At 65.5% G+C, this 19562-nt stretch carries 14 protein-coding genes; 10 read left to right on the top strand and 4 right to left on the bottom strand.

Annotated features, from left to right (window positions below):
- Positions 1-2 precede the first annotated feature (2 nt).
- From ABE093_RS09420 to ABE093_RS09410, 3 genes are read right to left on the bottom strand one after another with little or no spacing between them, the layout of a single operon-like run.
- Complete coding sequence (locus ABE093_RS09420) at positions 3-410, bottom strand: hypothetical protein (RefSeq protein ID WP_430760611.1); 408 nt, start codon at positions 408-410, stop codon at positions 3-5.
- Entirely contained in the window at positions 407-1825 is a 1419-nt protein-coding gene (locus ABE093_RS09415) for a radical SAM protein (protein ID WP_430760610.1), read from the bottom strand. The genes ABE093_RS09420 and ABE093_RS09415 overlap by 4 nt, the downstream gene beginning before the upstream one ends.
- Positions 1825-2565 carry a prolipoprotein diacylglyceryl transferase gene (locus ABE093_RS09410; RefSeq protein ID WP_430760609.1) on the bottom strand — a complete coding sequence of 247 codons (741 nt, stop codon included), beginning with the start codon at positions 2563-2565 and terminating at the stop codon, positions 1825-1827. Before ABE093_RS09410 ends, ABE093_RS09415 begins: the two co-directional genes overlap by 1 nt.
- 139 nt (positions 2566-2704) lie before the next feature.
- On the opposite strand from ABE093_RS09410, the gene carA reads away from it, so the two are divergent.
- From carA to recJ, 6 genes are read left to right on the top strand one after another with little or no spacing between them, the layout of a single operon-like run.
- Positions 2705-3829 (top strand): glutamine-hydrolyzing carbamoyl-phosphate synthase small subunit, encoded by a 1125-nt coding sequence (gene carA / locus ABE093_RS09405; RefSeq protein WP_430760608.1) that lies wholly within the window; start codon positions 2705-2707, stop codon positions 3827-3829.
- Entirely contained in the window at positions 3829-4461 is a 633-nt protein-coding gene (locus tag ABE093_RS09400; protein WP_430760607.1) for a hypothetical protein, read from the top strand. The genes carA and ABE093_RS09400 overlap by 1 nt, the downstream gene beginning before the upstream one ends.
- A 48-nt stretch (positions 4462-4509) precedes the next feature.
- Complete coding sequence (carB, locus tag ABE093_RS09395) at positions 4510-7752, top strand: carbamoyl-phosphate synthase large subunit (protein WP_430760606.1); 3243 nt, start codon at positions 4510-4512, stop codon at positions 7750-7752.
- A 9-nt stretch (positions 7753-7761) separates the two neighbouring features.
- Positions 7762-8238, top strand: a complete 477-nt coding sequence (gene greA / locus ABE093_RS09390) for a transcription elongation factor GreA (RefSeq protein ID WP_430760605.1) — start codon at positions 7762-7764, stop codon at positions 8236-8238.
- A 10-nt stretch (positions 8239-8248) separates the two neighbouring features.
- Positions 8249-9205 (top strand): phosphoglycerate mutase, encoded by a 957-nt coding sequence (locus ABE093_RS09385; RefSeq protein WP_430760604.1) that lies wholly within the window; start codon positions 8249-8251, stop codon positions 9203-9205.
- Complete coding sequence (gene recJ, locus ABE093_RS09380; protein WP_430760603.1) at positions 9202-10908, top strand: single-stranded-DNA-specific exonuclease RecJ; 1707 nt, start codon at positions 9202-9204, stop codon at positions 10906-10908. The genes ABE093_RS09385 and recJ overlap by 4 nt, the downstream gene beginning before the upstream one ends.
- A gap of 6 nt (positions 10909-10914) precedes the next feature.
- Here recJ and ABE093_RS09375 read toward each other — a convergent pair whose 3' ends face one another.
- Positions 10915-12708, bottom strand: a complete 1794-nt coding sequence (locus ABE093_RS09375; protein WP_430760602.1) for an FAD-binding oxidoreductase — start codon at positions 12706-12708, stop codon at positions 10915-10917.
- A 139-nt stretch (positions 12709-12847) separates the two neighbouring features.
- On the opposite strand from ABE093_RS09375, the gene ABE093_RS09370 reads away from it, so the two are divergent.
- The 4 genes from ABE093_RS09370 to lysS all read left to right on the top strand — a co-directional run bounded on the left by ABE093_RS09370 (position 12848) and on the right by lysS (position 19436).
- Positions 12848-13720, top strand: coding sequence for a LytTR family DNA-binding domain-containing protein (locus tag ABE093_RS09370; RefSeq protein WP_430760601.1), 873 nt, complete (start codon positions 12848-12850; stop codon positions 13718-13720).
- A 63-nt stretch (positions 13721-13783) separates the two neighbouring features.
- Positions 13784-16687 carry a VIT domain-containing protein gene (locus ABE093_RS09365; protein WP_430760600.1) on the top strand — a complete coding sequence of 968 codons (2904 nt, stop codon included), beginning with the start codon at positions 13784-13786 and terminating at the stop codon, positions 16685-16687.
- 71 nt (positions 16688-16758) lie between these two features.
- Positions 16759-17887 (top strand): peptide chain release factor 2 gene (prfB, locus tag ABE093_RS09360; RefSeq protein ID WP_430760599.1). Its coding sequence is split into 2 segments (ribosomal slippage): positions 16759-16833 and positions 16835-17887, totalling 1128 coding nucleotides; the frame shifts between segments, so codons are not numbered across the junction.
- A 31-nt stretch (positions 17888-17918) separates the two neighbouring features.
- Positions 17919-19436 carry a lysine--tRNA ligase gene (gene lysS, locus ABE093_RS09355; protein WP_430760598.1) on the top strand — a complete coding sequence of 506 codons (1518 nt, stop codon included), beginning with the start codon at positions 17919-17921 and terminating at the stop codon, positions 19434-19436.
- Positions 19437-19562: the final 126 nt, after the last annotated feature.

Genomic DNA, 19562 nt, shown 5'->3' with positions numbered 1-19562 from the left:
GCTCAATGGATGTTGAGGCCGTTGCCCGCGAGGATTCCGAAGCAGGCCGCGACCAGCAGCAACACCAGGCCGATGGCGATCGCGAAGCCGAGCCACACGCCCTTGGCGGTCTTGCGCAGCCCCTTGCGCGTGAACCAGATGCCGGCGATCACCGGCAGCAGGATCGGGCCCAGTCCGATCGGCAGCCACATCAGCGAATAGAGGTTGATTCCTGCGGCGGAGAGCAGGGACATCAGCAGCCGCAGGACGACGCCGAGCGCAGGGCCACCAAGCAGCATCAGCGCCAGGCAGATCGCGATGCCGGCGCCGACCGAACCCTCATTGCCGTCATCGGCGGGCGGCGGGGCGTTCCCGGCGGGTGGCTGGTAGGGGTCGCCCGGCGGCAACGGCGGCGGAGTGTGTTCGCTCATTCTGCATTCCCCCGGTCGACCATCGCCCGCAAGGCTTCGAGGCGTTCGCGGCGACCATCGCGATAGAACAGGTTGTAGGTATCGAACGGAACGATGGTGCCATCCGGCTGGGCGATGTGCACGCAGCTCTTCTTCACGCTGCGCAGGTCGAAGCTCTCGGCATCGATGAAGTCCATGATCAGCACGCGGAACACGTTGCGGTAATCCAGTCCTTCCGGCGCCATCACCTGTGGCAGGCAGCACAGCAGGTCGGACAGCGAACACGCCTGCGATTCCGGCGAATGGTTGGTCGCGAACAGCTTGAAGATCGCCTCGTGAAGGCCACTGTCCTTCTCCAGCACGATGCTGTTGCGGCCGCCTTCGATCAGCACCTGCGGCGGCACCATGCCGGTCAGCGACATCAGTCGTCCATCCACTTTCAAGGCGTAGGCCATCGCCAGGCTGTCGGGATGGCAGGGCACCGGGATCAGGTCTTCCGGCTTGAACAGCGGGCATTGGTCGAGGATGCGCCGGCGCACTTCGCTCAGGGTCAGGCGGTCGCGCGCGGGATCGTAGTTTTCGGTGCGCCCGGCGTTCTGGATCGGCTGGAAGGTCACGCCGCGCACGCAGGGCTGGGTCAGCGCGAAGTCGATGATCTCGCCAAGCTCGTGGTCGTTCAGCCCTTTCTTGACCGTCACCACCAGCGTGGTCGAGATGCCGTGGCGATTCAGTGCTTCCAGCGCCTGCAGGCGGATGTCGCGCAGGCGCGCGCCGCGCAACACCTGGTGCACTTCGTCGCGCAGCGAATCGAATTGCAGGTACAGCTCGAAGCCGGGCATGTAACCGGCCAGCCGTTCCACGAACACCGGTTCCTTGGCGATGCGCAAGCCATTGGTGTTGACCATCAGGTGCTTGATCGGTCGCGCCTTGGCGGCATCGAGGATGTCGAAGAATTGCGGATGGAGGGTCGGCTCGCCGCCGGAAATCTGCACGACGTCGGGTTCGCCTTCATTGGCGACGATGGCATCGAGCATCGTCTCGATCGTCGCCATGTCGCGATAGCCGGGACGGTGCGGCCCCGAATCGGCGTAGCAGATCGGACAACGCAGGTTGCAGTGGTCGGTGACTTCCACCAGCGTCAGGCAGCTGTGCTGCATGTGTTCCGGGCACAGGCCGCAGTCGTAGGGGCAGCCCCAGTGGCGCGGCGTGTTGAAGCGGCGCGGCAGCTCCGGAGGCTTGATGAAGACTTCGCGGCAACGGCGGTAATAGTCGGCGTCGTCGGCGATCAGCACGCGTTGCTCGCCGTGCTGCGGACACCACTTGTCCATGTAGACGCGACCTTCCTTGATCAGGATGCTCGCTTCGACGCGGCGCAGGCAGGTGCCGCAGACCGAGATGGCGCTGTCGTAGAACAAATAGGGTCGAACCTTCGCCATCAACGTTTTCCAGGAATCGAGCGCGATATGCGGATCATGTCGCGAGCATAGTAGGCGAGGCCGAACACGCACCACCATTGCAAGCCGCTCAATCCAAGCAGGTGGAAGGGCGCGGGACGGATGAATTCGACCAGCAATCGGTACATGAGATAGCCGGCGAGGAAGACGCGGAACTGGTCGCCCGCACGTTGCAGTCGCGATGGCAGCAGGCGATCGATCACCACGAACACCCAGACCAGCAGGAACACGACTTCGTAGAGCTGGGTGGGATGGCGCGGAATGCCGTCGCCGAAATCGACGCCCCAGGGCAGGGACGTCGGATCGCCGTAGGTGTGATCGTCGAGGCCGGACAGGAAGCAGCCGGCGCGGCCGATCATCATGCCGATCGCCAAGGGATGGACGAAGGCGTCGCCGGTCGATGTACGGATGCCGGCCACGCGCTTGGCGGTCTCGACGCCGATCAATCCGCCGAGCAGGGCGCCGATGATCGATTTGCCCTCAAGCAGGTGCCGCCAGTCGGGGAAATCCGCGAACGCGTAGGCCGGGTCGTAGCTCCAGTAGGCCAGCTTGGCGCCGATCGCCGCGCCGAGCACCGCACCGGCGATCACGGTGTAGCGGGCCTCGCCATCGGCCAATGAATCGACGTTCAGGCGTCGACGTTCGCGCAGGAACCAGCGAAATCCGACGAAATAGGCAGCCGCCTCGAAAATGGTGTGGATCTGGACCGGGCTGAGCGACATCCACGGAGTGTAAATGGGCGCCCGAACATGGACAGCCGGGCCCTGTTCACCTATCATTTCCACTCGCCCGACCCACCAGCCTCCGAACCGGATTTCCGCGCTTCGGCGGCTTTCTGCAACCCGAAACAAGGCGAAGCTCGTGACCGAACCTGCAATCCTGGCCCTAGAAGACGGCAGCGTCTTCCACGGGGTTTCCGTTGGCGCGCCCGGCATTTCCGTCGGCGAAGTGGTGTTCAACACCGCGATGACCGGATATCAGGAGGTGCTGACGGATCCGTCCTACGCACGCCAGCTGGTCACGCTGACCTATCCGCACATCGGCAATACCGGCATGACCGCGGACGACGACGAGTCCGCCAAGGTCTGGGCGTCCGGCCTGATCGTGCGCGACGTGCCGCGCCGCCCCAGCAACTGGCGCAGCCAGGTCTCGCTGCCGGAATGGCTGCAGGCACGCGGAATCGTCGCGATCAGCGATATCGATACCCGTCGTCTCACGCGCCTCCTGCGCGACAAGGGCGCGCAGAACGGCGCGCTGATGGCCGGTCGCATCGATGAAGCCGAAGCAATCGAAGCCGCGCGCAAGTTCCCCGGCCTCAAGGGCATGGACCTGGCCAAGGTCGTCACCACCGACAAGGCGCACGCCTGGACCGAAGGCAGCCTCGACCTCGATACCGGCAAGTTCGTGCAGCCGGCGAAGCGCTTCAAGGTCGTCGCCTACGATTTCGGCGCCAAGCTCAACATCCTGCGCATGCTCGCCGACCGCGGCTGCGACATCACCGTGGTGCCGGCGCAGACGCCCGCCGCCGAGGTGCTGGCGATGCAGCCGGATGGCGTGTTCCTGTCCAACGGCCCCGGCGATCCCGAGCCCTGCGATTACGCGATCGCGGCGATCCGCGAATTCGTGGCGAAGAAGATCCCGACCTACGGCATCTGCCTCGGCCACCAGCTGCTTGGCCTCGCGGTCGGCGCGAAGACGATGAAGATGCCGCACGGCCATCACGGCGCCAACCATCCGGTGATCGACCTCGACAATGGTCGCGTCTACATCACCTCGCAGAACCACGGGTTCTGCATCGACGAAGCGACGGTACCGGCCAACGTGCGCGTGACCCACCGCTCGCTGTTCGATGGCACCAACCAGGGCATCGCGCTCACCGATGCGCCGGCCTTCAGTTTCCAGGGGCATCCGGAAGCGTCGCCGGGCCCGCATGAAATGTCCTATCTGTTCGACAGATTCATCCATCTGATGGAAGCACGTCCGTGATGAAAACATCGATTCGTCTTGCGTTCTTCTCGCTGGTGTTTGCTGCCACGGGCGTCCACGCCCAGGATTCCATCGTGACGGAGCAGCAGCGCCAGCACATGGAGGACGCCGTGGTGCAGGCGATCCCGCTCGGCAAGATCATGGGAATGGCGGCCGCACAGAATCCTTCCTGGCCGGTCAGCAAGGACAGCAAACTGGATGCGGGGCGCCTGGCCTGCCTGCGGCAGAATCTCGACGAGGCAAGCTACCGCCGTGTCGTGCGCAAGCGCGTGACCGATTATTCGGTGAACGAACCCAAGCGCTTCGCCGGCGACCTGGCCTTGCTGGAAGGCGACGGCGGCAAGTTGTTCGCCAAGGCGATCATGGGCGGTGCGCAAAGCCAGATGGGCGGCAAGGCCTTCGATTCCAAAGCCATGCTGGCCAACGAATCGCCGCGCGCGCTGATGGGCATGCTGTCGATCGCCAACGATCCGCAATACGCGCCGCTGCGCGCACTCCTGGGCCTCGACAGTGCAGTGGGTGATGGCCAGGCAGACAACCGTGGCGTCGGCCGTCGTGCCGGCATGACGCTGATGATGCCGGCGCTCATCGATGCGATGGATACCTGCAAGGTCGGTTTCCAGGACATCTGAGTCGCCAGTTCCCCTTTTCCTTGTTGATACGTTCCAACGGAATCCTCCATGCCCAAGCGCACTGACATCAAGACCATCATGATCATCGGCGCTGGTCCGATCGTGATCGGCCAGGCCTGCGAATTCGACTACTCCGGCGCGCAGGCGTGCAAGGCGCTGCGCGAGGAAGGCTATCGCGTGGTGCTGGTCAACTCGAATCCGGCGACGATCATGACCGATCCGGAGATGGCCGACGCCGTCTACATCGAGCCGATCAACTGGAAGTCGCTCGAGAAGATCATCGCCAAGGAAAAGCCCGACGCGCTGCTGCCGACGATGGGCGGCCAGACCGCGTTGAATTGCGCGCTCGACCTCGCCGACAACGGCGTGCTGGAGCGTCACAACGTCGAATTGATCGGCGCTTCGCGCGACGCCATCCGCATGGCCGAGGACCGCGAGCTGTTCCGCGTGGCGATGGAAGAGATCGGGCTGGAATGCCCGAAGGCCGAAGTCGCGCGCACGTTCGAACAGGCGCTGGAAATCCAGACCAAGGTCGGCTACCCGACCATCATCCGCCCGAGCTTCACGTTGGGCGGCACCGGCGGCGGCATCGCCTACAACAAGGAGGAGTTCGAGGAGATCGCCAAGCGCGGCCTCGAGCTGTCGCCCGTGCACGAAATCCTGGTCGAGGAATCGGTGCTGGGCTGGAAGGAATTCGAGATGGAAGTGGTTCGCGACACCGCGGACAACTGCATCATCGTCTGCTCGATCGAGAACCTCGATCCGATGGGCGTGCACACCGGTGACAGCATTACCGTCGCGCCCGCGCAAACGCTCACCGACAAGGAATGCCAGCGCCTGCGCGATGCCTCGATCGCGGTGCTGCGCAAAATCGGCGTCGATACCGGCGGCTCCAACGTGCAGTTCGGCATCAATGCCGAGAACGGCCGCGTCGTCGTCATCGAAATGAATCCGCGCGTGTCGCGTTCGTCGGCGCTGGCGTCGAAGGCGACCGGTTTCCCGATCGCCAAGATCGCCGCCAAGCTGGCGGTCGGCTACACGCTCGACGAACTGCGCAACGACATCACCGGCGGCCTGACCCCGGCGTCGTTCGAGCCGGCCATCGACTATGTCGTCACCAAGATCCCGCGCTTCGCCTTCGAGAAGTTCCCGACCGCCGATTCGCGCCTGACCACCCAGATGAAATCGGTGGGCGAGGTGATGGCGATCGGTCGCACCTTCCAGGAATCGGTGCAGAAGGCCCTGCGTGGCCTCGAAACCGGCAAGAACGGTTTCGATCCGACCGGCCTCGACCTCGCCAGCGAAGACGACATCGTCACCCTCAAGCGCGAAGTGAAGGAAGCGGGCCCGGAACGCCTGTTCTATCTCGCCGATGCCTTCCGCGCCGGCATGAGCGTGGAAGACGTGCACGAGCTGTCGCGCGTCGATCCTTGGTTCCTCGACCAGATCGAGGAGATCATCGCCAGCGAAAACGATATCGCCCGCACCGGCCTCGGCGGCATGAATCCGATCCTGATGCGCGCGTGGAAGCGCATGGGCTTCTCGGATGCCCGCATCGCCGCGCTGTGCAAGACCGACGAGGCCGCGATCCGCGCGCTGCGTCGCGGCTTCGGCATCCGCCCGGTCTACAAGCGCGTCGACTCCTGCGCCGCCGAATTCGCGACCACCACCGCCTACATGTACTCGACCTACGAGGAAGAGTGCGAGGCGAACCCCAGCGATCGCGAGAAGATCATCGTGCTCGGCGGCGGTCCCAACCGCATCGGTCAGGGCATCGAGTTCGACTACTGCTGCGTGCACGCGGCGCTGGCGCTGCGCGCGGACGGCTACGAGACCATCATGGTCAACTGCAATCCGGAGACGGTGTCGACCGATTACGACACGTCGGATCGCCTGTATTTCGAATCGCTGACGCTGGAAGACGTGCTCGAGATCATCGACCTCGAGAAGCCCAAGGGCGTGATCGTGCAGTACGGCGGGCAGACGCCGCTGAAGCTGGCGCGCGCGCTGGAAGCCAACGGCGCGCCGATCATCGGCACCTCGCCGGAGTCGATCGACCTTGCCGAAGATCGCGAGCGCTTCCAGAAGCTGGTCAACGAACTCGGCCTGCTGCAGCCGCCGAACCGCACCGCCCGCAGCGCCGAGGAAGCGCTGGTGCTGGCGCGCGAGATCGGCTATCCGCTGGTGGTGCGCCCGAGCTACGTGCTCGGCGGCCGCGCGATGGAAGTGGTGCATGCCGATGCCGACCTCGAACGCTACATGCGCGAAGCGGTGAAGGTCTCGAACGATTCGCCGGTGCTGCTCGACCGTTTCCTCGACAACGCGGTGGAAGTCGACATCGACGTCATCGCCGACAAGGGCGGCAACGTGCTGATCGGCGGCGTGATGGAGCATATCGAGGAGGCCGGCGTGCATTCCGGCGATTCCTCGTGCTCGTTGCCGCCGTATTCGCTGCCGCGCGACGTGCAGGACCGCCTGCGCGAGCAGGTGGTCGCACTGGCCAAGAAGCTCGACGTGATCGGCCTGATGAACACCCAGTTCGCGATCCAGCAGAATGGCGACGAACACCTCATCTACCTGCTCGAAGTGAATCCGCGCGCCTCGCGCACGGTGCCGTTCGTCTCGAAGGCGATCGGTCGCCCGCTGGCCAAGATCGCCGCGCGCTGCATGGCCGGCAAGAGCCTCGCCGAGCAGAACGCGACCGAGGAAATCATCCCCGAGTATTTCTCGGTGAAGGAAGCGGTGTTCCCGTTCGCCAAGTTCCAGGGCGTCGATCCCATCCTCGGCCCGGAAATGCGTTCCACCGGCGAAGTGATGGGCGTTGGCCGCAGCTTCGGTGGCGCCTTCGCGCGCGCCGAGGAAGCCGCCAGCATCCGCGCCCCGAAGCCGGGCAAGGCCTTCGTCTCCGTGCGCGATCCCGACAAGCAGCGCGTGGTCGCGGTGGCTAAGGAGCTGGTGAAGCGCGGCTTCGAGCTGGTCGCGACGCGCGGCACCCAGAAGGTGCTGGCGGAGCAGGGCATCGAATGCGCGCTGGTGAACAAGGTGACCGAAGGCCGTCCGCACGTGGTCGACCTGATCAAGAACGGCGAGATCACCTATATCGTCAACACCACCGAAGGCAAGCAGGCGATCAACGACTCGTTCTCGATCCGCCGCGAAGCGCTGCAGCATCGGGTGACCTACTCGACGACCGTGTCGGGCGCCAAGGCATTGCTGCATTCACTGGACTTCCGCGACAGTGGACCGGTATGGTCTCTGCAGGAACTGCACAAAGAATTGCAACAAGGTTGAGATAACGAAATGTCAGCACCCATGACCTCCAAGGGCGCCGCACGCCTGCGCGCCGAGCTGGAAGAACTGAAGTCCGTCAAGCGCCCCGCCGTGATCCAGGCGATCGCGGAAGCGCGCGCCCACGGCGACCTCAAGGAAAACGCCGAATACCACGCCGCGCGCGAGCAGCAGGGTTTCATCGAGGGCCGCATCATGCACCTCGAAGGCGAGCTGTCGCATGCGCAGATCATCGACGTCGCCACGTTGAACGTCGGCGACAAGGTCGTGTTCGGCGCCACCGTCGACCTCGCGTCCACCGACAACGACGACGAACGCACCTACCAGATCGTTGGCGACCTCGAGGCCGACATCAAGCAGGGCCTGATCGCGATTTCCTCGCCGATCGCGCGTGCCCTGATCGGCAAGCATTCGGGTGACGTCATCACCATCGAAGCGCCGGGCGGCATCCACGAGTTCGAAATCGTCGACGTCCGCTACGTCGGCTGAGGCTGATCGCATGGCCGCCGCGGCCTGCCTGTTGCTGCCACCGCGCGATCGCTTCGAGGCCATCGAACTCGATGCGACGCTGGCGCGCATGCTGGGTCGTGGCGATCGCATCGACACCGGCGACGATGGTCGCCGTGCGCAACTGCGTCGCTTCGTGCGGATGACGCCGGCGCATTGGTCGCTGGCGGCCTTGTCGCGCCAGCAGGAACATGGTGATGCAGGGGACTCCGCATGGTTGCGGGTCGACCCCGTGCACGTGCGGCCGGACATCAACGGCGCGCGCCTGCTCGGTTGGGGCGACGGTCTGCAGCTGTCCCGGGAGGAAGCAGATGCGTTCGTCGCTGCGCTGCGCCCGTTGTTCGGGGATGCCCAGCTTTCATTGGATACGACCGCGCTCGATGCCACCACGCCGGACCGCTGGTACCTGCGCATGGCGCCGGGCACGCCGTTGCCGGAATTCCGCGATCCTGCCGAAGCGTTGGGCACCGATCTTGGCGACGACATCGACACCACGCCACAACACCGGCGCTGGCGCACGCTGGAATCGGAAGTGCAGGTCGTGCTCCACAACCATCCCGCCAACCGGCAACGCGCCAGCCGTGGGCTGCCGCCGGTGAATTCGGTGTGGTGCTGGGGTGGTGGCGTGCTGCCGCAGTCGGTGGAGCGCATGGATGGTTGGACGCTGGCGAGCCGCGATCCCTCGGTACGCATCCTCGCCCAGGCGAGTGGCGGTGGCGATGAACTGCCATCGGCATGGACATTGCCCGACCGCGATACCGCCTTCGATCTTCATCGCGTGGTCAAGCCGGAAGCGATCGTCAGTGATTGGCTCGCGCCCGCAGCGGAAGCGTTGCGACATGGGAAACTCCGACTGCTGGCGCTGGATTTCGCCGATGGCCTGCGCTGGCGCCTGGAGCGACAACACAAGTGGCGAATCCTGCGCCGTCCCGTGCAGACACTGAGTTGAGCGAACAGCCCGTCATTCGTCGTCGCGCCGAGGTCCTGCCGGAAGGCGAGTGGTCGGCCGAGGTGCCCGACGCCCTGCGTCGCGTACATGCCGCCCGCGGCAGCCGCATGCCCGAACAGGCATGGCCGCGCCTCGCCGATCTGCCATCCCCCGAGTCGTTGCTCGACATCGATCGCGCGGTCGCGTTGCTGCACGACGCGCTGGACGGCGATCGCCACATCGTCATCAGCAGCGATTTCGACTGCGATGGCGCCACTGCCTGCGCGGTGATGCTGCGCGGACTGAAGATGCTCGGCGCGAAGCGGGTGTCGTTCGCCGTGCCCGACCGCATGCGCCACGGTTATGGCCTGACGCCGGGTTTCGTCGATGAGCTGGCCGCACTGCAACCCGATCTGGTGATCACGGTCGACCACGGCATCGCCTGCCACGCCGGCATCGCCGAGGCGAGGGCGCATGGCTGGGACGTGCTGGTCACCGATCACCATCTGCCAGGCGAAACCTTGCCGGCCGCCAACGCGATCGTCGATCCCAACCGCCACGGAGATCCGTTCCCGGGCAAATCACTGGCCGGTGTCGGCGTCGCGTTCTACGTGCTGTCGGCGCTGCGCGCCGCGATGCGTGTGCGGAACGACGTGCGTGCGAATGGCGTCGATCTGTCGTCGCTGCTCGATCTGGTCGCGGTCGGCACCGTCGCCGATCTCGTGCCGCTCGATGCCTGCAATCGTGCGCTGGTCGCGGCCGGATTGCGGCGGTTGCGCAACGGGCAGGGTTGCCCGGGCTTGCGCGCATTGATCGAGGTCGCGGGGCGCGATGCCGCGCGCCTCGGCACCGGGGACATCGCGTTCTCGATCGGGCCGCGCATCAATGCCGCCGGGCGTCTTGACGACATGGCGCTGGGCATTCGTTGCCTCGCGACCGACGATCCGGCCGAAGCGCGTGAACTTGCCGGCGTCCTCCACGAGATCAACGCGGCACGTCGCGAGGTGCAGGACGGCATGGTGGCCGAGGCGCTGGCGCATGTTCCGCAAGTGGATGGCGATGTCGCGGCGTTGTGCCTGTTCGACCCCGACTGGCATCCGGGCGTGATCGGGTTGGTCGCATCGAAACTGGTCGAGCGACACCATCGCCCGACGCTGACCTTCGCGCGTTCGGAACCGGGTTCATCGGCATTGCGCGGATCGGCGCGCTCCATTCCCGGCGTCCACATGCGCGACGTGATCGCGCGCATCGACACCCTGCATCCGGGATTGATCGATCGTTTCGGCGGCCATGCGATGGCGGCGGGCCTGAGCCTCGACGAATCGAAGTGGCAGCAATTCCGCGAGGCCTTCGTCGCCATCGTGGCCGGGCAGCTCAATGCCGACGTGCTGGAGCGCGTGCTGTGGAGCGACGGCTCCCTGCCTGCCGACGGCATCGATCATCGCCTCGCCATCGCCTTGCGCGACGGTGGAAGTTGGGGGCAGGCGTACCCGGAGCCGGCGTTCGACGATGTTTTCGATGTCCTGAACTCGCGTTGCGTCGGCGGCAAGCATCTGTCGCTGGAGCTCGGTCGCGATGGCCGGCGCTGGCGCGCGATCCAGTTCGGCGGCTGGACGGAGGATCCGCTGCCGTCGCGCATGCGCGTGTTGTATCGACCGGCGCCGGACGACTGGAAGGGCGGCGGTGCAGTGCAGTTGATGGTCATCCATCGCGAGCCGGCCTGATTCCTCTCAGCGCATCGGGTCGAATCCGTCGCTGTTCCAGCGTTCGCTGCCGACGCCATGGTGGACGGTGAACAATCCATCCGGATCGTACTTCGCCTTGACGCGCGCCAATCGCGGGTAATTCGCGCCCCAGTGCGAACGTTGCCAGTCGCGTTCGAAATAGTTGCTTTCCGAGACATAGGAACCGGCATCGGGCGCGACGCGACGCAAGGTGTTCATGGCGCGTTCGACGCCCTTGGCGCGGTGTCGCGCTTCAGCAAGATCAGGATCGGCCATGCCGGGAAATGCCGGGTCACCGGACGCGGCGATGATCGCCAGCGCGAAGGCGTCCAGCATCTGCGGATGGGTCGCGGTGTCGCGCGCGCGCTCGATGGCTGCCGGGTCGGCGCCGCCAAGGCCCTTGTTGAAATGCAGTGCCATGTCCCATTGCCGGGAGGTTTCGCAGATGGCATCGACCAGTTCGGAGCGTCGTGCGTCCGACAGCAGTTGCGAAGGCAACCACGCCGACTGGTAGGCGTGGATGAACCATCCCACCTGGTCCTGGTCGCCTGCCCACAGCACGTGGTGACGGGCTGCGCCTTCGCGATCGTCGTCGACCATCAGCCCCGGGGCGTGCTGGCGGAAGAATTCGGCGTCCCAGAAATGGCGTGCGGGCAATGCCATCGCCTCGATGCGGCGATCGACCACCAGGTCGTCGCGCGACTTCACCCATTCCGAGAACGGCGCCCAGATGCGTTCGGCATCGGCCCGGGAAATGCCCTGGAACACCATCGAGATCCCCAGGGTTTCGCCATGCGCGAAACGCATCTGCTCGCCCCAGTTCGGATTGAACAGCGCGGTGCGATAGAAATCGAGGGCTTTGGCGACCAGCGCGCGATACGCCTCGGGCGTGCGTGCGCGAATCGATCCGAATACCGCGCCAAAGGTTTCCGGCAGCTCGAAGGTGCGCAAGGTAAGTCGGGTGATGACGCCGATGCTGCCGCCACCACCGCCCTTGATCGCCCAGAACAGGTCGGGGTGGGTCGCCGCGTTGGCGATGCGCACCTGACCATCGGCGGTGACGACTTCCGCCTCCAGTACGTTGCCGGCAGCCGTGCCCCAGCGCTTGGAGAAACTGCCGAAGCCACCGCTTTGCACCAGTCCGGCCACGCCGACGGTCATGCAGCCGCCGCCTTGCACGTAACGGCCGCCACGCGTCGTCACTGCATCGTAGGCGTCGGCCCAGAGCGCGCCGGAGCCCACGGAGACGGCATGCTGCGGCGCCACCGTGGTTCCGGCCGGCACGAAGTCGTCGTGCAGGGTGACGGCGTTCATCCGTCGCGTCCAAATCAGCAGGGAATCCGGCGCGTTGGACGTGCCCTGGTAGCTGTGGCCGCCGCCTTTGATGGCAAGGCGCAGCCGGTGCTGGCGGGCGAAATTGACGGCGGCGGCAACATCGCGACTGCTGGTCGCGGCAACGGCGTAGGGACTGACGCTGGAACGCCAGGCATCGGCCCAGCCACTGGTCTGGGTGAGCGCGGGTTCGTCGCCGAGGTAATAGGGATTCTTGAGATGGGCGAGGGCTTCCGCGCGTTTGGTCGGCGCCGCTTTGGCCGAGAACGGCGAGACCGGGCGCAGCAGGCGACCGCCGACCGCGGCATCGAGGCGCGACCACTCCGTGGCACCGGGCCAGTCCGGCGAACCCGGACGCAATCGCGATCGCAACGCCGTCAGTCCGTCGATCGCGCGGGCCAATCCGGATGGCGCAAGTCCGGCGAGCGGAAGGAACAATGCGGACTTCAACAGTTTGCGGCGATCCATGGCGGTCTCCCGGAATGAAGGCGGCAGTGTTCGGCCAATCGCGACTTGCGGCAACGGTTGGGTGACGAATGACGCCATCCCGGTGACGAATCGCGGGGCTGCAGGGACGAGGATCCGCAACACGGCGATAATCCGCGACATGACGATGCCACCCACGCTCCACCGCGACCGCCTGCGCTGGTCCGATCCCCTCACGCTGGCAGTCTGGGTGGCGATCCTGGTGGTCAATACCGTGCTCAACGGACTGGTGGCGCGTTCCGATCACTCCGGTCTGTCGGCATGGGAACCCTGGACCTGGGAAATCACCAGCTCGCTGATGATCGCCCTGCTGATCCCGCTGGTGCTGTGGTTCAACCGCCGCCTGCCGCTGACGCTGGAAACATGGCGCCGGGCATTGCCCCTGCATCTGCTGGCGAGCGTTGCCTTCTGCATCCTGCACGTGGTCGGGATGGTGGTCTTGCGAATGCTCGTCTATCGACGGATGCACGGCCAATACGACTTCGGTGACTGGAGGCTCGGTTTCGCCTACGAGTACATGAAGGACATCCGCAGCTACTTCTTCATCCTGATGGTGGCGTGGGCTTCGCGTTTCCTGTTGCTGCGCTCCGGGGGCGAAGCACGCGTCCTTGCGCCGCCGGATGCAGGCGTGCCGCAAGTGGACGAAGCGCAGCCGGCGCGGCCCGAGCGTTTCCTGGTGCGCAAGCTCGACCGCGAATTCCTGATCGCCACCCGCGACATCGAGCGCATCGAGGCGAACGGCAATTACGTCAACCTGGTCGTTGGCGATCGCGTGTACCCCATGCGCGGCACGATGGCCGGCATCGAGGCGCAGCTGGACCCTGCCGAATTCGTGCGCGTCCATCGCAGCCACATCGTCGGGGCGAACCGCATCGCCTCGATCGAGCCCCTGGAGACCGGCGATGCCCGCGTGCATCTCAAGGACGGCGGGCAATTGCCGTGCAGCAGGAGCTACCGCGCCAACCTGCGCCAGCGCCTCGGGCAGGAGGCCTGACGCCGGCAACCCCGTTTCCCGTTCACGGCCGTTGCCATCTGTGACACCTTCTGGGGACCCGCGATGAAACACCTGCTGATCGGTTGTGCCGTCTTGATGCTGTGCCTTGCACCGGATGGTTCGGCGCAACGCGCCCGGCCGGAAGTCGCGCTGGTGCCACGGCCATTGGTGACGGCGGCCGGTGCTGCCGTCCCGGTAAAACTGGAACACGCCGGCGTCACGGTGGAGACCGCCGGCAGCCTGGCGCGCACCACGGTCGTGCTGACCCTGCGCAATCCGAACAATCGCCGACTCGAAGGCAGCCTCGATTTCCCCTTGCGCGCGGGCCAGCAGGTGACGGCGTTCGCGCTCGACATCGACGGCGTCCTCCGCGACGCAGTGCCGGTCCCGAAGGAGCGTGGACGTCAGGTCTTCGAGAGCATCGAACGTCGCAACGTCGATCCGGCATTGCTGGAACAAACCGCGGGCAACCATTTCCGCCTGCGCGTCTATCCGATTCCGCCGCAGGGAACGCGACAGGTCCGGCTGGTGATCGACGAAACCATGCCGCGCGAGGGCAGGGACTGGCGGCTGGCATTGCCCGTCCAGCTGCTGTCCGAATCGCCCGTGTTCTCCCTGCGCATTGCCGGGCACAAGCTGCCCGACGTCATCGGCGCGTTTTCACCGATCCGGTTGCAACGCGATGGCCCCGGCTACGCGGCAGAGGTGAAGCACGCGGCGATCGATCCCGCGCATGGATTGACGCTGCGCTTCCCGGCCGCGATCGCACCGCAGGCTTATGCAGGAATACAGGGCGATGCCCATTACGCGATGGCGGAAGTGCCAGTCGCGATGGCATCGAAGCCGCGCGTGATTCCGCGCGATGTCGCCTTGCTGTGGGATGCCTCGGCGTCCGGGCGCAGGCGCGACCACGACAGCGAATTGCGTTTGCTCGATCGCTACTTCAGGGCGATGGGCAATGGTCGCGTGCACTTGCGCCTGTTGCGCAATGTCGGTGAGGACGGCGGCAGTTTTGCGATCCGCGGTGGCGACTGGTCCGCGTTGCGCGACGCCTTGTCGAAGGTGGTGTACGACGGTTCCACCAATCTCGCCGACTGGAAGCCGATGGCCGGCGCGGGGGAATACCTGCTGGTCAGCGATGGCCTGCAGAACGATGGCGACCAGGCCATGCCGGCGCTTGCGGACGGACAGCGCCTGTATGCGTTGGCCTCGTCGGGAGCGTCTGCGGATGCGACGCGACTTGCGGCGCTGGCCGAAGCGCGTGGCGGTCGATTGGTGTCATGGCAGGATGCGAGCGGCGTGGATGCGGCGGCTCGCGCACTCTTGCAGGACGGCACGCATGTCGTGGCGATGCGGGGCGATGGCGTCGATGCGCCGGTGGTGCAATCGCACTGGATCGACGATGGCATGTTGCGCGTCGCGGGACGCCTGCGTGCGCCGAAGGGCACGATTCGCGTCACGCTGGAGGGCGCTCGCGGCAGGCGCGACATCGTCATCCCGGTGTCTTCCAGTGATGAGCTGCGCACGCAGGTGCCGCAAGCCTGGGCGGCGTGGACGGTCGCGACGCTCGCTGCGGAACCGGAACGCAATCGTGCCGCCATCACGCGTCTCGGCAATGACTTCTCGCTGGTCACGGCCGGAACCTCGTTGTTGGTGCTGGACGATCCGGCCGACTACGTCCGCTACGACGTTCCCGCGCCGCCGGCCTTGCAGGCAGAAGTTGCGCGCATCCGCGACGGACAGGCGGGCAAGCGCGCCAACGCACGCAATGCGCGACTCAACCGCGTCGTCGAAGAGTTCGCCAGGCGTGTGGTCTGGTGGCAGCGTGATTTCCCCAAGGGAAACCCGCCGGCACCGAAGCCCGAAGCCAAGGTTTCCGCGCTTCATGCGCGGGGAGCTGTCGGCGCTGCAGCCGATCGTCGTGAATCATCGCGCCTGGAACTCGCGAGTGTCGCCGCGGATGCGGCGATGGCGGCTCCCGCCGCTCCGGCCATGGCGCCACCACCGCCTCCGCCACCCGCAGGCAGCGCGGACAAGTCGGCTTCAACCGCAAATGGCGACGCGGTGATCCGCCTGCAAGCCTGGGAATCCGACGCGCCATATGCACGTCGCCTGCGCGATGCACCGGCAGGCCAGTTGTACGCGCTCTATCTCGACGAACGCGACAGCCACGCCACCAGTACCGCGTTCTATCTCGACGTCGCCGATTTGCTGCTGAAGCGGGGGCAGCGAGAACTGGCGATGCGCGTCTTGTCCAATCTCGCCGAACTGGAGCTGGACAATCGCCATGTGCTGCGCGTCTATGCCTATCGCCTGATGCAGGCTGGCGACTATCCGCATGCCGTGCGCGTGTTGCGCCAGGTGCTGGAAATGGCCGAAGAGGAACCGCAGAGTCATCGCGACCTTGCATTGGCGCTCGCTGCCGATGGCCAGCGCCAGGAAGCGATCCGTCGCCTCAACGACGTCGCCATCGGCGAGTGGGATCCGCGCTTCGCCGGCGTCGAGCTGGTCGCGTTGAACGAACTCAACCAGATCGTCGCCACCAGCCCGCAACCGCTGGATACGTCCTTTATCGACCCGCGGCTGTTGAAGAGCATGCCGCTCGACCTGCGCGCGGTACTGTCGTGGGACAGCGACAACAGCGACATGGACCTGTGGGTGACCGATCCCAACGGCGAGAAGTGCTTCTACGCCCACAAGGAGACCTGGCAGGGCGGTCTGCTCTCGAACGACTTCACCGGCGGCTACGGCCCGGAGGAGTTCGTCCTTCGCCACGCCAAGCCCGGCAAGTACAAGGTCGAGGCGCATTACTTCGGCGATCGCCAGCAGATCGTGACCGGCGCGACCACGCTGTCGCTGAAGCTGAGCACCGGCTGGGGCATGCCGCGCCAGCAGGACAAGACCGTCACCCTGCGCCTGGCCGGCAAGGACGACACCGTGCTGGTGGGCGAATTCGAGGTGGAATGAGCGACTGATGGCCGGGGAGGGAGCCCCGGCTGTTATCATGGACGGCTGTTTCCGCATTGATTTGCCGCACCATGATCGAGCTCAATCCAGTCCGAGCCCGCATCGCCGACCTCAGCGGTCGGCTCGATGCGCTCCGGGGGTATCTTTGACTACGACGCCAAGCGCGAGCGTCTAGAGGAAGTCGAGCGCGAGCTCGAAAACCCCGATATCTGGAACGATTCCGAACGCGCGCAGGCCCTCGGCCGCGAACGCTCGACGCTCGACAAGACCGTCAACGGCATCCGCGACCTGAAGGACGGCCTCGGCGGCGCGGGCGAACTGCTCGATCTCGCCGAAATGGAGGACGACGAGGAAACCGCGCTGGCCGTGGTCGCCGACCTCGACCGCTACGAGAAGGGCGTCGACCAGCTGGAATTCCAGCGCATGTTCTCCGGCAAGATGGATTCGGCCAATGCCTTCGTCGACATCCAGGCTGGCGCCGGCGGCACCGAGGCCCAGGACTGGGCGGAAATGCTGTTGCGCATGTACCTGCGCTGGGCCGAATCGCGCGGCTGGAAGACCGAGTTGATGGAAGTGAGCGGCGGCGACGTCGCCGGCATCAAGTCCGCTACCGTCCGCATCGAGGGCGAGTACGCCTACGGCTGGCTCAAGACCGAGATCGGCGTGCACCGCCTGGTGCGCAAGTCGCCGTTCGATTCCGACAACCGCCGCCACACCAGTTTCACCAGCGTGTTCGTGTCGCCGGAAGTGGACGACAGCTTCGAGATCGACATCAATCCCGCCGACCTTCGCACCGACGTGTACCGCTCGTCCGGCGCCGGTGGCCAGCACGTCAACAAGACCGAGTCGGCGGTGCGCATCACCCATATTCCGACCAACACCGTGGTCGCCTGCCAGACCGGGCGCAGCCAGCACCAGAACCGCGACACCGCGATGAAGATGCTCGCCGCCAAGCTGTACGAGTTGGAGATGCAGAAGCGCAACGCCGAGAAGGACGCGCTGGAAGCGACCAAGTCCGACATCGGCTGGGGCAGCCAGATCCGCAACTACGTGCTCGACCAGTCGCGCATCAAGGATCTGCGCACCGGCGTCGAACGCAGCGATACCCAGAAGGTGCTCGACGGCGACCTCGACGAATTCGTCGAGGCCAGCCTGAAATCGGGCCTGGATGCGGGTTCCAAGCGCGCCGACATGGTCTGAGCCAGCCAGTAATCATTTTTCGAGTTCACCGATGAACGACATCACCGAGTCCCAACCCGTCGACGAGAACAAGCTGATCGCCGAGCGCCGCGAAAAACTGACGGCGCTGCGCGGGCAGGGCATCGCGTTCCCGAACGACTTCAAGATCGACAGCTTCGTCGGCGACCTGCAGGACGAATACGCCGACAAGGACGCGCATACGGCCGAATCCATCGAAGCCGCGGCGCGCCGGGTGAAGGTCGCCGGTCGCATCGTGCTCAAGCGCGTGCAGGGCAAGGTCAGCTTCGCCCAGATCCAGGACATGACCGGCCGCATCCAGCTGTTCATCCATGCCGGCACCGTGGGCGACGCCTACGAGGCGTTCAAGGGCTGGGACATGGGCGACATCGTCGGCGCCGAAGGCGTGCTGATGCGCACCAAGACCGGCGAACTGTCGGTGAAGGTGGATGCGCTGCGCCTGCTCACCAAGAGCCTGCGCCCGTTGCCCGACAAGCACCATGGCATGGCCGACGTCGAGCAGCGCTATCGCCAGCGCTATGTCGACCTGATCGTGACCCAGGAAGCGCGCGACACCTTCCAGAAGCGCTCGCGCATCATTGGTTTCATCCGCCAGTGGCTGGAAGCCGAACCGCGTCGCTTCATGGAAGTGGAAACGCCGATGATGCACATCATCCCCGGCGGCGCCACGGCCAAGCCCTTCATCACCCACCACAACGCGCTCGACCTCGACCTGTTCCTGCGCGTCGCGCCCGAGCTGTATTTGAAGCGCCTGGTGGTTGGCGGCTTCGATCGCGTCTACGAGATCAACCGCAATTTCCGCAACGAGGGCGTGTCGACCCGGCACAACCCCGAGTTCACCATGCTCGAGTTGTACCAGGCCTACGCCACCTACAACGAGATCATGGACCTCACCGAATCGGTGATCCGCGACACCGCGCAGCATGTGCTTGGCACGACGCAGCTGGAATGGGACGGCGCGCAGATCGATGTCGGCCCGACCTTCCGTCGCTGGACGATGGAAGACGCGGTGCTGGAACACAACCCCGAGATCAAGCGCGAGGAATTGCGCGATCGCGCCGCGATGGCCGCGCATGCCAAGCGCCTCGGTGTGCAGGTCAAGGACGGTTACGGCTGGGGCAAGCTGCTGCTCGGAATCTTCGAGAAGACGGTGGAACACACCCTGATCCAGCCGACCTTCATCACCCAGCATCCGGTGGAAGTGTCGCCGTTGGCGCGCGAGAACGACAGCGACAAGGGCATCACCGATCGCTTCGAGCTGTTCGTCAACGGCAAGGAAATCGCCAACGGTTTCTCCGAGTTGAACGATCCGGAAGACCAGGCCGCGCGTTTCCAGGCACAGGTGGACGCCAAGGACGCCGGCGACGACGAAGCCATGCACTTCGACGCCGACTACATCCGTGCGCTGGAAGTCGGCCTGCCGCCGACCGGTGGCCTCGGCATCGGCATCGATCGCCTGGTGATGCTGCTCACCGGTTCGGCCTCGATCCGCGACGTGCTGCTGTTCCCCTACATGCGGCCGGAAGCGTAAGCACCGAAGATATCGCCGGGATTGCGTCAGCAGGCAGGTGATCCCTTCTGCGACACGCCGTGAATACATCCATGTAGGCTCGTCCGCCGCATCCATGCGGCGGAACGGTCGCGCCAGGGATTCACC

Source organism: Solilutibacter silvestris, assembly GCF_050574925.1.
In the GTDB taxonomy this organism is placed as follows: Bacteria; Pseudomonadota; Gammaproteobacteria; order Xanthomonadales; family Xanthomonadaceae; genus Solilutibacter; species Solilutibacter silvestris_A.
This window is presented reverse-complemented; position numbering and strand designations above follow the sequence as displayed.